15 protein-coding genes are annotated in these 14,980 nt (G+C 56.8%); 4 read left to right on the forward strand and 11 right to left on the reverse strand.

Annotation, left to right across the window (positions count from 1 at the left end):
• Positions 1-29 precede the first annotated feature (29 nt).
• The 8 genes from ACA052_RS07805 to ACA052_RS07840 form a co-directional block, all read right to left on the reverse strand.
• Positions 30-3,674: a transporter substrate-binding domain-containing protein gene (locus tag ACA052_RS07805; RefSeq protein WP_497649132.1), complete on the reverse strand. Its 3,645-nt coding sequence runs from the start codon at positions 3,672-3,674 to the stop codon at positions 30-32.
• A gap of 8 nt (positions 3,675-3,682) precedes the next feature.
• Positions 3,683-4,309 (reverse strand): response regulator, encoded by a 627-nt coding sequence (locus ACA052_RS07810; protein WP_497649133.1) that lies wholly within the window; start codon positions 4,307-4,309, stop codon positions 3,683-3,685.
• 252 nt (positions 4,310-4,561) lie between these two features.
• Complete coding sequence (locus ACA052_RS07815; protein WP_497649134.1) at positions 4,562-4,954, reverse strand: response regulator; 393 nt, start codon at positions 4,952-4,954, stop codon at positions 4,562-4,564.
• Between the two features lie 183 nt (positions 4,955-5,137).
• Entirely contained in the window at positions 5,138-6,466 is a 1,329-nt protein-coding gene (locus tag ACA052_RS07820) for a deoxyguanosinetriphosphate triphosphohydrolase (RefSeq protein WP_497649135.1), read from the reverse strand.
• Positions 6,467-6,535: 69 nt separating this feature from the next.
• Positions 6,536-7,699 (reverse strand): EAL domain-containing protein, encoded by a 1,164-nt coding sequence (locus ACA052_RS07825; RefSeq protein WP_497649136.1) that lies wholly within the window; start codon positions 7,697-7,699, stop codon positions 6,536-6,538.
• 123 nt (positions 7,700-7,822) lie between these two features.
• Complete coding sequence (locus tag ACA052_RS07830) at positions 7,823-8,164, reverse strand: hypothetical protein (RefSeq protein WP_497649137.1); 342 nt, start codon at positions 8,162-8,164, stop codon at positions 7,823-7,825.
• Positions 8,161-8,550 carry a phage holin family protein gene (locus ACA052_RS07835; protein ID WP_497649138.1) on the reverse strand — a complete coding sequence of 130 codons (390 nt, stop codon included), beginning with the start codon at positions 8,548-8,550 and terminating at the stop codon, positions 8,161-8,163. Before ACA052_RS07835 ends, ACA052_RS07830 begins: the two co-directional genes overlap by 4 nt.
• Positions 8,551-8,552: 2 nt before the next feature.
• On the reverse strand, positions 8,553-8,867 hold the full coding sequence (locus tag ACA052_RS07840) for an ElaB/YgaM/YqjD family protein (protein ID WP_497649139.1): 315 nt from the start codon (positions 8,865-8,867) through the stop codon (positions 8,553-8,555).
• Between the two features lie 306 nt (positions 8,868-9,173).
• Here ACA052_RS07840 and ACA052_RS07845 point away from each other — a divergent pair, with 306 nt between their 5' ends.
• Entirely contained in the window at positions 9,174-10,382 is a 1,209-nt protein-coding gene (locus ACA052_RS07845) for an ammonium transporter (protein ID WP_497649140.1), read from the forward strand.
• Here the strand turns inward: ACA052_RS07845 and ACA052_RS07850 are convergent.
• Positions 10,379-12,091 (reverse strand): cation:proton antiporter, encoded by a 1,713-nt coding sequence (locus ACA052_RS07850; RefSeq protein ID WP_497649141.1) that lies wholly within the window; start codon positions 12,089-12,091, stop codon positions 10,379-10,381. The two genes, ACA052_RS07845 and ACA052_RS07850, sit on opposite strands and share 4 nt — an antisense overlap.
• A gap of 209 nt (positions 12,092-12,300) precedes the next feature.
• Here ACA052_RS07850 and ACA052_RS07855 point away from each other — a divergent pair, with 209 nt between their 5' ends.
• From ACA052_RS07855 to ACA052_RS07865, 3 genes are all read left to right on the forward strand, one after another.
• Positions 12,301-12,537 carry a glutaredoxin family protein gene (locus tag ACA052_RS07855; protein ID WP_497649142.1) on the forward strand — a complete coding sequence of 79 codons (237 nt, stop codon included), beginning with the start codon at positions 12,301-12,303 and terminating at the stop codon, positions 12,535-12,537.
• Between the two features lie 164 nt (positions 12,538-12,701).
• Entirely contained in the window at positions 12,702-13,022 is a 321-nt protein-coding gene (locus tag ACA052_RS07860) for a transcriptional regulator (protein ID WP_178129283.1), read from the forward strand.
• 71 nt (positions 13,023-13,093) lie between these two features.
• Entirely contained in the window at positions 13,094-13,984 is an 891-nt protein-coding gene (locus ACA052_RS07865) for a pseudouridine synthase (RefSeq protein ID WP_497649143.1), read from the forward strand.
• An 88-nt stretch (positions 13,985-14,072) separates the two neighbouring features.
• Here ACA052_RS07865 and ACA052_RS07870 read toward each other — a convergent pair whose 3' ends face one another.
• A complete protein-coding gene (locus ACA052_RS07870) occupies positions 14,073-14,294 on the reverse strand; it encodes a YgdI/YgdR family lipoprotein (protein WP_033059146.1) in 222 nt (73 codons plus the stop codon).
• A 76-nt stretch (positions 14,295-14,370) separates the two neighbouring features.
• Positions 14,371-14,973, reverse strand: coding sequence for a molybdenum cofactor guanylyltransferase MobA (gene mobA, locus ACA052_RS07875; RefSeq protein WP_497649144.1), 603 nt, complete (start codon positions 14,971-14,973; stop codon positions 14,371-14,373).
• Positions 14,974-14,980: the final 7 nt, after the last annotated feature.

Genomic DNA, 14,980 nt, shown 5'->3' on the forward strand with positions numbered 1-14,980 from the left:
GTTAACACACTGCTCAGCGACCAGCATAGTTAAGGCTCGGTCATTCTGCTTTTGTCGTTTTGTCCAATCTGTTGCTGCAGTGCCTGTTCCAGTTCCAGCATGACGCACTCCATGGCTTTGCTGCATTCGGCCACTTCATTGTGATGGACCACTCCATGGCATGCCTTTTCCAATGCTTCGCAGCTGTCGATCAACCGGGAAGCCTGGACGATTCGGGCGGCACCCTTGATTTTGTGGGCGACGTCGAGGAAGGGTTGCCGGTCGCCTGACGGGGACAACGCCAGCAACTCCTCTCGGTCTGCGCGGTTGCTGTTCAGCAGTTCGGTCAGCAAGCGTTGGTCCAATACCGGGTTTCCCCCCGTCAAAAGGTGTAGCCCTGCCAGGCTGAACGCCGGATCGCGCAGGGGCGGCTGGAGGCCTTCGACCCACTGACTCAAGGCTGTCAGGGTCAGTGGCTTGAACAGGCAGTCGTCCATTCCGGCGAGTTTGCAACGTTGTATTTCTTCCGGCTGAGCGTTGGCGGTAAAACCCAGGACGGTGCAGCGCGGCCGGTTTGATAGTTGTTCATGTTGGCGAATGGCGCTGGCCAGTTCGTAGCCATTCATGATCGGCATGTTGCAGTCGGCAATCACCAGGTCGAACGGTTCGACTTTCCAGGCTGCGAACCCTGCCGCTCCGTCCGGTGCACCGCTGAACCGGTGGCCCAGGAACTCCAGCTGCTGGCACATGAGCAGGCGATTGGCCGGATGATCGTCGACCACCAGAATGTTCAACGGTGCCGTGGTGGTGTGTATGTGTGCTTCAGAAAGCTGCGGCACCTGTTCCCGTGGCAGTGTCGCCAGATGCAGCGAAACCTGGACTTGGGTACCAATGCCCGGCTGGCTGCTCAATTGGAGGCTGCCGCCCATCATCTCGCACAGACTGCGGCTGATCACCAGACCAAGCCCTGCGCCCCCTCTGTCCGGCTGCCCGGAGCTTTCGGCCTGCGCGAAAGGTTCGAACAATCGCTGCCGATCCTGCTCGCTGATGCCGATGCCGCTGTCCTGAACCTGCAACAACATTTGCACTTGGCCGGGGTCGTCGGTCGGGTGCAGGTTGACGACAATCCTGACCTGACCCCGCTCTGTAAACTTGATGGCATTGCTGACCAGGTTCGACAGCACCTGCTTGAAGCGCATCGGGTCCAGCAGGACATCGAACAAAGGGTGGGCAGGATGGAATTCCACCAGCAGCGAGAGACTTTTCTGGTGCGCCAGGCCATCGAAGATCCGTACCACCGATGCGACGATCTCGGCCGGATTGACGCGTTCCGGGCTCAGGCTCAAGCGCCCTGATTCAATTCGCGCGATGTCGAGGATGTCGCCGATCAGCTCCAGCAGGTCTTTCGCCGAGTTGTAGGCCACATCGATGGCCGGGCGATCCGGGTGGTCATGATCGATGCGCTTCAGCGTCAGTTCGAGCATGCCGATGACCGCATTCATCGGGGTGCGAATCTCATGGCTCATGGTGGCCAGAAAAGTGCTTTTGGCACGATTGGCTTCATCGGCGCGCTCTTTCGCGGCACGCAGATCATCGAACAGCTGCCGGCGCTCGCTGATGTCGATCCAGCCGCCGATGATGCCTTGAACGGTTCCGCTCGAATCCCGGTAGGGCAAAATCCAGTGATAAATCGTCAGCCTTCGACCGCCGACATGCAGTGGACGATCGAGAATCAGTGGTATGCCTTCGGCCACGACTCGCTGGTAGTCGGCCTGGTATTCCCGAGCTTCGAACGCGTTGCTCATGTTGCCCTGCATGACACTTTTGCCAATGACGTCTTCACGCTTCGCACAGAAAACCTCGAGGTAGCTGTCATTGCAGCTTTGCAACAAGCCCTGACGATCGCGAACGTAGATCGGATGAGGTGTCCCGTTGACCAGCGATCGCATGAATTCGAACTGATCGTTCAACGCGCGCTCGGCCGCCTGACGCTGCTTGATCTGGCGCCGCATGTAAGCGTTCCAGGCCATGGAAATCAGCAACAGCACGCCAGCACCGATAACGATTTGGTAGAACAGTCGATTGTAATTGCGCCAAGTGCTTTGCGAGGACGCCGAATAACCACGCCAGCGGCTGTTGATGATGCCCAGTTCCTCTGGCGCGATGCTCAACAATGCCTTTTCGAGAATGGAGTGCAGCTCTTTGGCGTTTTGACCGGTCGCCAGGGAGAACGCGGCCTGTCGGGTGCCAATGGTGGTGCTGATTTGAAGGGTGTGTTCGAAGAGCCGCGATGAGATGAAGTAGTTGGCAATCACCAAGGAGTTGACTGAACCTTCTGCCTTGCCTTCGGCGAGCAACTCGACGGCGCTGAAGGTGTCCGGGGTTTCGATCAGCTTGATCCGCGGGTACTCACGACGCAGGTAATCCACCAACGGATTGCCTTGCGCGATGGTCAGGCGTTTGTCCTGCAGCTGGTCAAGGTTTGTCGGGCTGTCGGCGGCCTTTCGAGTCAGCAGGACAAAGGAGTTTTGCAAGTAGGGGCGAGTGAAGTCCAATGACAGTTCACGCTGGGCGCTGGGCAGCAGGGCACCGATCAGGTCTGCCTGATTGTCCATGACTTGCTCGATCATTTCGCCGTCGCTGCGGCTGCGACGGATGTCGAAGCGCAAACCCGTGCGCAATCTGATCAGTTCGAGCAAGTCGGCGGTCACGCCACGAAAGTTGCCATCGCTGTCGAAAAACGTCAGCGGTGCGTAGGCTTCATTGACCACCACCCGGACCACGGGATGTTGCGCCAGCCAGCGTTCCTCGCTGTAGCTGAGCTCCAGTTTTTGATCGGTAAGCAGTATGTCGCTGCCGGCACTCCAGCGTTTGGCGATGTTTTCTCGCTCGCTGGTAGGGACGACCATGAGCATCGCATTAATGATTCCGAGCAATTCAGGCCTGTTCTTGTGCACGGCGAAGCTGAAACCATGGGCTTCGTGTTTACCGAAGTTAGCCATGCGGATGTTGTTCAGGTATCCCTTGTTGATCATGTAGTGCGTTGAAATGGTGTCGCCGAGAAATACATCGGCCTGGTCGAAGGCCACCGCGTTGATCGCATTCTGGTAGGACGGGTAGGAGGTGATGATCGCCTTCGGATACAGCGCCCTGACCTCGTCCAGCGGCAAGTAGTGATACACCATGCTTAACCGCAGGCCGGCAAGGCCATCGGTGAGTGACCGGGTTTCTCCTTCGCGTGTCACCAGTACTGGTTGGTCTACAGCGTAGGGGGTTGAAAGTACGATGTCGGCGTTGTGCGCTTCAAATCCATTGGCGGTGCCAAGGAAGTCGACCTCGCCAATTTCGAGCGCCTCAATCGCGGCCCCGCGGGATGCGAAGCGCTGCACCCTGATGGGCAGACCGGTGGTCTTGCCGAGGATGCCTGCGTAATCGGCGGTGAAACCCTCGTAATCATGGCCGCTGAGGGTCATATCGAAGGGGGGGTAATCGGGTGCCGACGTACCAAGGACCAGTTCACGCTTATTCTCGATCCATTGCCGTTGTGCGCTATCCAGTTGGACTTCCAGGTGTCCGGTCGCGGATCGGCTGAGCAGGGTGTAGTTCTCACTGGTGATCTGTGCCGCCGGCACTGAGGTGCTCAGGCAAAAACCTGCGGCCATCAATATCAGATAATCCTTTATTTGACTGGGCATCCTGTCTCTCACACTAACGCGTTACGTTTTGCCATCTCGATGAGTTCTACAAGGGATTGGGCTTTTAGTTTCTGCATGAGTCGTTTTTTGTAAGTGCTGACAGTTTTGTTGCTGAGAAACATGCCTTTGGCAATTTCCTTGTTGGTGCGACCCTGGGCAAATAATTGCAATACCATGAGTTCTCGATCGTTCACCGACTTGAATAATTCCAGGTCGGCGAAGCGCGCGTCATCGCTACGAACCGGATTTAATGCCTGGCTTGGGAAATAGTTGTAACCTGACAATACCGCTTTAATTGCACTGACCAGTTCGCTAAGGTCTTCTTGTTTGCATACATATCCCGATGCGCCGGATTGCATGCAGCGAACGCCAAAAAGCGTTGGGCATTGCGCGGTTAATACCAAAGTTTTCAGGGGCGTACTCATTGCGTTGAAACGGGCAAGAACTTCTAGTCCATCCAGTTTGGGAATGCTGATGTCGAGTATGACCAGATCGGGCATGCATTCGCGCACCATCTGCATGGCGTCGACCCCATTATCAGTCTCGCCTACAACTTTGTAGCCCTCGTGTTCCAACAACATTCGCACGGCAAGACGGATGACGGGGTGATCGTCGACAATAAAAACGGAGTTCATAATCAAATCCCATACGAGCTCAAATAAAGCGCGCACCTTAGCTCAGATAGTTAAGGAGACGCATGAAGTGACGGTCTAGTAGCTGCAATATAGGAAAATTCCTACATGCGAAGAAGAATAGGACTACGTATCAACTAGGTTTTTTTGAGAGTGAGTGAAAGTTATCGGTTTTTTGTTGGTTGTTTAATATGGGCTTTTTCAAGTTTCGAATTATGTTGTTTCGAGGTCTTTGGTGTGATGTGTATAAGCTATTTATAGTGTGCTTAAGGTCAATAAGTTTCTAAATTCAGATTGTTTCAATGGTTTGATCAAATACCCCAATAGTGGCAGTCCGTGTTCGTTCGCCACTTTCTTCAATCCGTCCAGTTCGGCGGATGTCAGGCTGCTCAGTAGAATAGCTTGCCTAATCATTCCACGGTGGCTGGCGAGTTCGACTAAATCAAGTCCGCAGAGGTCAGGCAGGCATTGATCGCACAAAAGAATATCGAACGGTTTTACTGCCTTGATCATTTGTTTCAAGGCGCCTTCGGCACTGTCAGTAGTGGTGAGTTGAGTAAAGCCGTAACTTTCAAGCAGGTATTGAGTCGCCCTGAGCTGAAAAGGATGATCTTCCACCAGCAAGATGCGTAGATCGTCGTTGAACATTGGATTAGTCACACTTCATCTGTCGATCAGAGGGAGATGACATTATTTCGTGTGGACGCCGGGCAATCGGTCAGTTTACTCAGCGCGAGGTGTAGGGGGATTCAGCGAAGGTCGAGTGTAATTTACTATTTAGTGGGTAATCAGCCATTTCGCACAGCATAATGGCCGATCAACCCATTTTTATTAGTGGCTTGAACGGCCGGTCATTTCCAGCGCCATCTGGCTGGCATAGCTGTCGGTCATGCCGGCAATGAAGTCGATCATTCGTAGAAATGAAGTGTGTAACGGGCCGTGAGGATCGGGCGCGTTGTTCCCCAAAAGGTCGAGGATGCGGCGGCTCTTGAAGGAAGGTGTTCGACCGTTGTGCTGTTCCAGTGCCGCCCCGCAGAAAGCGTTCAGCAAAATTTCCAGCGTGGTATAGGCGCCGATTTCGTGCAGGGTCTTACGCTTGTCCTGGAAGATTTTTTTGCGTGCCATGTCCTTCGCATTCAATACGCAACGCTTGGCAGGGCCGTGCATGTGCTCCACCAGATCGCCGGGCAGCGTACCGGCCAGCAGCGCGTCCTGTTGCTCGACAAAAGCGCGGGCCGCAGCATTGGTCAGGTGTTCGATGGCTTTGCCTCGCAAAATCGCCAGTTTGCGCCGGCGTGAATCATCAGGGCCGAGCAGACGATAAGTTTCCGGAAGATCGTCGCCTACCAGGTCCAGCAACAGCGACTCGACTTCGGCGTACTCCAGCAACTCCATTTCCAGGCCGTCTTCCAGATCGATGAGTGCGTAGCAGATGTCATCGGCGGCCTCCATCAGGTACACCAGCGGGTGGCGTGCCCACCGCTGTTCCTCAAGTTGCGGCAATCCGAGTTTCAGGGCGATCTGCTCCAGCAGCGGCAACTCACTCTGGTAGCAGCCGAACTTGTGTTTTTTATAGCCCAGCGAGTCGGCGTGTTTTGCTGTCCACGGATACTTCAGATAAGTACCCAGGGTGGCGTAGGTCAGCCGGGTGCCGCCGTCGAACTGGTGGTATTCCAGTTGGGTGAGCACGCGGAAGCCTTGGGCATTGCCTTCAAAGTTGAGGAAGTCATTACGTTCGGCTTCGCTCATTGCATCCAGCCATCCACGACCTGCGGCTTGCTGGAACCAGTGACGAATCGCGTCTTCACCGGAGTGACCGAAGGGTGGGTTTCCGATGTCATGCGCCAGGCAAGCCGATTGCACGACCATGCCCAAATCGCTGGGTTCGCACCAGTCGGGCAGTGCGCTGCGGATGGTTTCGCCGACACGCATGCCCAGCGAGCGGCCAACGCAGCTGACTTCCAGCGAGTGGGTCAGGCGCGTGTGGATATGATCGTTGCTGGTAACCGGATGGACCTGGGTCTTGCGTCCGAGTCGACGGAACGCTCCCGAGAAAATAATGCGGTCGTGGTCTTTGTGGAAAGGACTGCGGCCGAGTTCTTCCGGGCTGTGCAGAGGCTTTCCGAGGCGTTCGCGGGTAAGCAGGGTTTGCCAATCCAAGGCTGATTCTCTCCGTCAGGTGGACTAATTCCTTACTCTCCGGGTTCGCGCCCTGACCTGCAAGTGGAACTACAGGCCGGCAGCGTCAATATCGATGAGCAGCAGGCGCTCGCCATTGTCGAAAAATTGCCCGGCGGTCAGGCAATACTGGTTGCTGGTGGCATCGCGGTAAGTGTTGGAGAGTGTCAGTCGGCGCTCGTCCCATCCCTCGGCCAACAAATGATAGAAATACGGGCGCCATGACCAGTTGTGGCCCAGGTAGCGGTTATCGGCTTCCCAGCCGTTGTTGCGCCATTCAAGATTTGGCGTCAACTGCGTGCCATGGCGGTCGCACTGATAGAAACGCAGCAGCCAGGGAAATGCATCCAGCTGCGGCAAGGTGCTGAGGGGAGCGCGGGCCTGCGCCCAGGCTTGCAGGATCGACATCAGCTCGCTGAGCTGCTGGCGCATGATCATCAGGCGACCGCGCTCCGCGAGTTTCTGTTGGACATAGCGCTGACGCAGTTGCGCGAAGCGCTCGACAAAGGCCTCGGTGGCAAAAAAATCCGCTTGCGCCCGGGCAAACAGAAAGCCCTGCACGTAACGCGAACCACACTCCAGGGCAAAATTCAGTTGAGCGTCTGTTTCCACTCCTTCAGCGATGATCCAGCACCCGGTTTTCTCCGCCATTTGTGCCAGGGCCTTGACCACATCGCTGCTCGGTCCACCGAGCGCGGCGGCTTGAAAAAGTCGCATGTCGAGCTTGAGAATGTCCGGTTGCAGTGCCAGTACCCGGTCGAGCTGTGAATAACCCGCGCCGAAATCATCAATGGCAATCCGCGCGCCGGCTTGCCTGTAGCGCGCCACCACTTGTGCCAGACGTTGAATATCGCCACCCAGTTCGGTGATCTCGAAGACGATACGTTGCGGGTCGACCCCATGCATGGCCAGTTGTTTGAGGCTAGGTAACGCTTGGTCCGGTCGCAGGCGGCTGATCCAGCGTGGGGACATGTTCAGGCTCAGGAACCAGTCCGAGGGTGCTTCATGCAAACGGCTCAGGGCGTTCTCGCGGATCTGGCGATCCAGGCGACGCAGCGCAATGGCGGGTGTTCGCGGGTCGGCAAACAGGGGGCCCACCGAGGTCAATTGACCGTCGACCTGACGCAGTCGCCCCAGCGCCTCGACGCCGGCAATATGGCCGGTGGCGGTATCAATGAACGGTTGAAAGCAGGCGAGCGGTTGCCCGTCGATCACGAGGCCTCCTTAGTCGGTCTTGTTTTTGGATGAGCCTGTTCGCCGGGTGGGCACGCAGGATTGAACCTCTCGATAAAAGAGGTTCATCCCGGTGATGTTGCAAGAATGCAGCCAGATAATGCGTTAGGGGTTGCGCGAAGAACCTTGCATGACCAGTTTGATCAGCGGCCCCAGCGTGGTCCCCAGACGGACCAGTCGAGTCAGGCTGCTGACGCCACCATTCTTCGCGCCCTTGCCGGTCAGGAAGCCCAGCAAGGTGACGGCCGCCATGCCCCAGAGTGGAGCGTGCTTGATGCCAAAACCGTCTTGCAGGTTTTGCGTCATCCCGCGAACGCGCTGCAAGGGTTGCAGCAGTTGCGCGGATTCATGGCGGATTTCCTGGCGATGCATTTCCATGCGCAGGCGGATCAGCGCCTTGCGCATTTCTGTGCGCGAGCTGTTGTGAGGCAATTCAGGCAGGCTCATGGCAGCAGGCGCTCCCTGTCATTGGCCAGCTCTTCCAAGGTGCCGTGGAAGGGCGAGGACTCATCGAATATCGCCGCACGCAAGCGCATCGCGCAGAAGATGCATGCCAGCGTATAGAACACGCAGAGCCCGATGATGGCGGGAAGGCGATAGGTGTCCCAAAACAGGATCAACACCAGCGTCGACAACCCCACCAGCAACAGCAAGGCAAACACCAGCGCCAGGCCTGCAAACAGCAACAGGCTCACGGTGCGGGCCTTTTGTTCCTGCAATTCGATGCCAAACAGTTCGACATGACTGTGTAGCAGTCCGAGAAATGCGGCACCAAGGCGCCGCGGAGAGGAGCTTGGGCCCGTCGCGGACGAGCCGGATTCGCCGATCGCCATAATCAGCGCCGAGTGGCCAGCAGGCCAATCAGGAAACCCACGCCAGCGGCGATCCCGACTGATTGCCAAGGATTTGCCTGGACGTAATCTTCGGTGGCGGTAACGGCCGCCTGGCCGCGCAGGCGCAGGGAATCTTCGGTCAGTTTCAAGGTTTCGCGGGCCCGCAGCAGGCTGTCGTGAATTTGCTCGCGCAACTCATCAGCCTGATCACCCGCCAACGTTGCGGTGTGTTCCAGCAACCGTTCGGTGTCGCTGACCAGTGTCTGAAAATCGGTCATCAGGATTTCTTGAGCAGTCTTTGCCTTGATGCTGGCCATTGGTGATCTCCGTAAGTGGCTTCTGTTGCGTTCGAGTATGAGCCTTGCGCGAAGGTTCAGTACAAATCACTGGTACAACTTTTGCTACGTCGTGGTGCGTCAGCTCACGCCGTTGCGCTGTTGCTGGGCGTGATTCGGGCAAAACCTTATCTCAAATAATGAAAACTCGCGCAAAGGTTCCAACCTTGTGCGCCAAAGCGGCCCATCGGGATCAAAGTGCTGATCCAGAGCGGATGCAACTTGGTGCATGAATTGTCTGTGCGAACTGCTTTGGTGCTTTTTTTAGCCTTCAGGTCTGCCAACCCCATGGAAAATCTGCAAAGCGCTGTGGACAGCCTGGTCCACAGCTCCAATACGTTGTTCATTCTGATCGGCGCGGTCATGGTGCTGGCCATGCACGCGGGTTTTGCCTTTCTCGAAGTTGGTACGGTTCGACAAAAAAATCAGGTCAACGCCTTGTCGAAGATCCTCAGCGACTTCGCCATTTCGACCCTGGCCTACTTCTTTATAGGCTATTGGATTTCCTATGGGGTGACCTTCATGCACCCGGCGGCCGTGATCAATGCCGATCATGGCTACGGGCTGGTGAAGTTTTTCTTCCTGCTGACCTTCGCGGCGGCGATCCCGGCGATCATTTCCGGAGGCATCGCCGAGCGTGCCCGGTTCGTTCCTCAGTTGTGCGCGACCGCATTGATCGTGGCGTTCATCTATCCCTTCTTCGAAGGCATGATCTGGAACGGCAACTTTGGGCTGCAGGCGTGGTTGCTGGAGCATGTTGGCGCCAGCTTTCATGATTTTGCAGGGTCGGTAGTGGTCCACGCCATGGGCGGCTGGCTGGCGCTGGCAGCGGTGTTGTTGCTCGGGCCCCGGCAAGGTCGCTATAGAGAGGGAAGGCTGGTGGCGTTTGCGCCGTCTAGCATTCCATTCCTGGCGTTGGGTTCGTGGATCCTGATCGTTGGCTGGTTTGGCTTCAACGTGATGAGCGCGCAGACATTGCAGGGGATCAGCGGCCTGGTGGCAGTGAACTCGCTGATGGCCATGGTCGGTGGCACCGTGTCGGCGTTGATCGTTGGTCGCAATGACCCGGGCTTTTTGCATAACGGCCCGCTGGCCGGGCTGGTAGCGATCTGTGCCGGTTCCGATTTGATGCATCCGGTGGGCGCGCTGATAACCGGTGCGTTCGCCGGTGCACTGTTTGTCTGGTGCTTTACTGCCGCCCAAGGCAAATGGCACATCGACGACGTACTGGGTGTCTGGCCGTTGCATGGCCTGTGCGGCGTTTGGGGCGGAATCGCCTGCGGCATCTTTGGCCAGAGCGCTTTGGGTGGCCTTGGCGGGGTGAGCCTGATCAGCCAGTTGATTGGTACCGCGCTCGGCGTGGTTGTGGCGTTGACCGGGGGATTTGCGGTGTACGGCGTGATCAAGGCGTTTCATGGTCTGCGGCTTAGCCAGGAAGAAGAGTATTACGGTGCGGACTTGTCGCTGCACAAGATCGGGGCGGTGAGCCAGGATTAGTTTTCTTCATCTTCAGCACCGGGGTAAAAACCGTGCAGAAGGCGATAGCGGTCATGCCGTACCTGGTCAACCCGTTCTTGCACGTGCTGTTCAGGCAAGCCGAGCATGATCAGTGCATGGGAGGCGAGCATCAGGCTGGATTCCAGCAATTCGGGCACGACTTCGCTGGCACCGGCAGCTTTCAACTCGCCCAATTGGCTGTCGTCGCGGGTGCGTACCAGGATCGGTACGGTCGCATTAAACCGGCGTGCCTCTTTGAGTATGAGCAGCGCGATGTCGCTGTTGTCCACGGCGATCACCAGCAATTTTGCGCGCGCCAGCCCTATGGCGACGAGCAGTTCGCCACGACGGGAATCACCATAATGCACGCAGCTCTCACCGAGGGCTGCTTCCTGGATGCGTACTGGATCGTTGTCCAGCGCAATGTAAGGCTGATGTTCCTGGCGTAGAAAGCGACCGATGGACTGGCCTACGCGACCATAGCCACAAATGACAATATGACCCTCTAACCCGGCGTTAAGCGCGCTGATTTCCTCTAGCTTCGCTTCTTCGTTGGGCTTGCGGTGCAGGTAAGTTGCAATGCGGGGGGCGGCGCGCAGCAGCAATGGCGTGACGAGCATCGAGCAAAAGGTCGCCGCCAGGAGCAGTCCGCCAAGGTCGGCAGGCATCAATGTGTGGAGTTGCATCTGTGCCATTAACGCAAAGCAGAATTCGCCGCCCTGGGCCAATGCCAGGCCACTGCGCCAGGCCGTTTCACTGTCGCTGCCGCGCCATTTGACCAGTAACGCGACCACGCTGCCCTTGATCAGCAGTAGCCCCAAAGTCAGGCCGAGAATCAGCAGGCCGTGGCTGGCAAACAACTGCAGGTCTATCAGCATGCCGATGCTGACGAAGAACACCCCCAGCAGGATATCGCGGAACGGGCGGATATCGGCCTCGATTTGATGTCGATAATGGCTTTCCCCCAGCAGCATGCCGGCGAGAAATGCACCCAGTGCCGGCGAGAGGCCGAGCAGGTGAGTCAGCCAGGCCGTCAGCAACACGATGACCAGTGCGAGCAGCACAAACAGTTCTGCGGAACGGGCCGCTGCCACTTCATGGAACAGTCGTGGCAACAACCACCGACTGGCCAGCAGCAGGCCGATGAACAGCACCACGGTTTTGCCCAGCGTCAACGGCAGTGCCCAGTACCAGGCCTGATCGCTGCTGCCGGCAAACACTGGCACCAGGGTCAACAGTAAAACCGCCACCACGTCCTGAAACAGCAACACGGCGATAGCATTTTGGCCGTGACTGCTGAAAATCTCGCCGAGGCTACTCAACTCTTTGCTGACAATGGCGGTGGAAGACAGCGACAGGCCAGCACCCAGTAATAAAGCAGGCAGGGTCGGCATGCCCAGCAGCATCAGTAAACTGCCCAAGAGTATTGCGCAGCCCAGCACTTGCAGGCTGCCAAGGCCAAACACAGCCTGGCGCAGGGCGAGGATTTTCGTCAGGGAAAACTCCAGGCCCAGGGAGAACAGCAGGAACACCACGCCCAATTCGGCAAGATCGGGCAACTCGTCGCTTTCATTTATCCAGTTGAATGCTGTCGGCCCGATCATCAGCCCCACGCACAAATAGCCCAGTACCGGCGGCAATCGCAGGCGCTGAAACAGTGCAATGACCACCAGGGAGGAGGCGAGGATAATCAACAGATTGGCGAACACAAAAAATCTCCGGTGTCGGGCGTTGGCTACTCAAGCGTAGAGGCTAAAAAGCCGCGAGCATTACGTAACTGGCGTTTGGCGCGAATGATTTGCGTCAGGGGATTGCCGAAACTTCTTGAAATCAGCGGCGTGCAGGCACCCAGCCGCTGGCTCGACGCCCTTTGATCGTGGGCCTAGAATAAACGCTTACTTTGCCTGGTCTGGTGGTCATGCCTCCTGAATGTCAGCTGTTCGGCACCCTTGGTTGCCATCTCTGTGAACTCGCCGAAGAAGAACTGATGCCCCTGGTGGAGCACGGTTTAATGGTCGAGTTGGTCGACATCGCCGAAAACGAAGACTGGGTCGAAGACTACGGTTTGCGTATTCCCGTGCTGCGGCGTCTTGATACCGGCGCCGAGCTCGACTGGCCGTTCGATGCGGAACAGGTCGTGGCCTTCTTGCGCTGACCCTGAGCAGTTGGCGACGCTTGCGCCTGTCGCGTCCGTGATTCATGCATTGGCGAAAAACAGGTTATTCGGTTACTGTATGTGCATACAGCTATTCCGATTGCCTGCCATACGTCCTGCTTTCAGGTTTGGGCAGGTGATCCCAGAAGTCAGAGGGATGAACCTTGGTCAATGTCGAACAATTAAAGAACAGCGTGAACCGTATGTCGGCGGACGTGGTGCGCGAGGCTGTACTCGAATTGCGTCTGGATGGCTTGGTGACGGAAGGAAAGACTCCGTTCAACAAACTGCATTTCAATACCTGTTTTGCTGAAATCGAAGCCTTGTTTCAACGCGCAGGCTATCACCGGCAACTGGATGTCGTGGGCTATCAAGGGTTGTTGTATGCACTGTATGACCCGGGGCGCTGGGAAGCGGTCGACGTGCTGCGCTGGCTGAAGGAATTCACCGAAGCGGCCGCGCGAACGCAGTCGATAAGGGCTTGAAGATTCTCTTCTAGGTTCGTTCCGGCCGCTGTTGGATAATGCCGCTCTGTATTGAGGGTCAGAGCTTTCGTATGTCCATTTCATCTTTTTCTGCTGCACACAACCAGGCCAGTACGCTGTACCTGCCGCCTGGTCAGTGGCAGACCGTACTCGATTGCCTGTGCGAGCACTTCAGCGCCATCGGTCGTGAACAATGGCTGGACAGGATTGCACGCGGTCGCGTTCTCGACGCTCACGGTGTTCCAATTGCCCTTGACCTGCCTTACAAGGAAGGCCTGCGGATTCACTATTTTCGGGAAGTGCCGGATGAAAAACCGATCCCTGTGACCGAGTCGATCCTGTACGCGGATGAGCATCTGGTGGTGGCGGACAAACCGCATTTCCTGCCAGTGACTCCGGCAGGTGAATATGTCGAACAGACCCTGTTGCGGCGGCTGATCCGTCGGCTGGATAACCCGCATCTGGTGCCTTTGCACCGCATCGACCGGCATACGGCGGGGCTGGTGCTTTTTTCGGCCAACCCTCAAAGCCGCTCGGCGTATCAGTCGTTGTTTCCTACGCGGCAGATTGAAAAACGCTACGAAGCAATCGCCCGGGCATTGCCTGATCTGACCTTTCCATTGGTTCACAAAAGCAGGCTGGTCGATGGCGAGCCGTTCTTCCGTATGCAGGAAGGTCCGGGCGTCAGCAATACCGAGACGGCCATCGAGGTCAGGGAAAAGAATGGCGATCTATGGCGTTATGCGCTTTACCCGGTGACGGGCAAGAAGCATCAGTTGCGCGTTCACATGACCGCCCTGGGCGCAAGCATCTGCAATGACCCGTTCTATCCACAGGTACTCAAGGATGTTGAAGATGATTATGCCAATCCTCTGAAACTACTTGCTCAGGGGCTGAAGTTTGTGGATCCGGTCACGGGTCAACAAAGAGCATTCGAAAGCTCCATTACCCTGCAATGGTGATCATGGGGTTCAGCGGATTTGCTGAACTTCAGCCACGAAAAAGCCCGCATGAAGCGGGCTTTTGTCTATCCGGTGGTCACCGCAAAGATTACAGCTCTTTAACGGTACGGACCTGATCCTTGTTGATACGGGTTTGTTTGCCATCCAGTTGTTCGAATTCGTAGAAACCCGAATCCTTATCAAACTTGGGCGCATCGACAGCCTGGATTTCTCGACCGTCATTCAACGTGATCACTGTAGGCGATGCGCAACCTGCGAGGGTCGCAAGGCCCAGCGCGAGCATGAAAGTGGCGAGGGTCCGTTGAGTCATGGGTGTGTCTCCGAATATGAATTCTTTTGGTTACTGAGCTTGAGACGTGTGCAGCACGTGCAAGTTCCTTCTCGTGTCAGTCTGACACAGTGTAGTGGATGCTTAAAAGCTCAGGCGTATTGAGGTTGGCCAATCGAGGGTCGTTGTCCGGGCATTGCAGAGCGATAGCGCCCAACTTACGCATGAGGCGACCCGGGCTGCGTTCACCGTCGTTCCAGGCACTTTCGAAATCTGCCAGGAGCGCCACCGGGATGACGCACAGTAAAGGTTCCCAGTGTTCGCCATGGCGCAGCATCAGCGGTTGGTCCGGGTACTGGCTGGCGGTTTCCCGCATGTTCTGGAGCAATTCGGCATCGATGCGCGGGACGTCACACGGCAGCACCAGCAGATGCGTATGGCGGGCCGCCCTCAGGCCGGCGCGAATACCCGCCAGTGGGCCAGGAAAATCACCTTCATCGTCATGGACCAAGTGATCCGCATAGGGCGCGTACTTTTCCAGGTTTCTGTTGCAGGAGATGATCAGGTCATCGCTCAGCGACCGGGTCTTGCCGTGCAGGTGCGCAATCAGTGGCTCGCCGTGCCATTCCAGCAGTCCTTTGTCCTGACCGCCCATGCGCTGGCCGCGGCCACCCGCCAGGAGCAGAATCGAGCAGGGCGGCAAATGCGTAGTCGAAGTCATGGCAGAT

The sequence above is a fragment of the Pseudomonas sp. LBUM1644 genome (assembly GCF_059716195.1).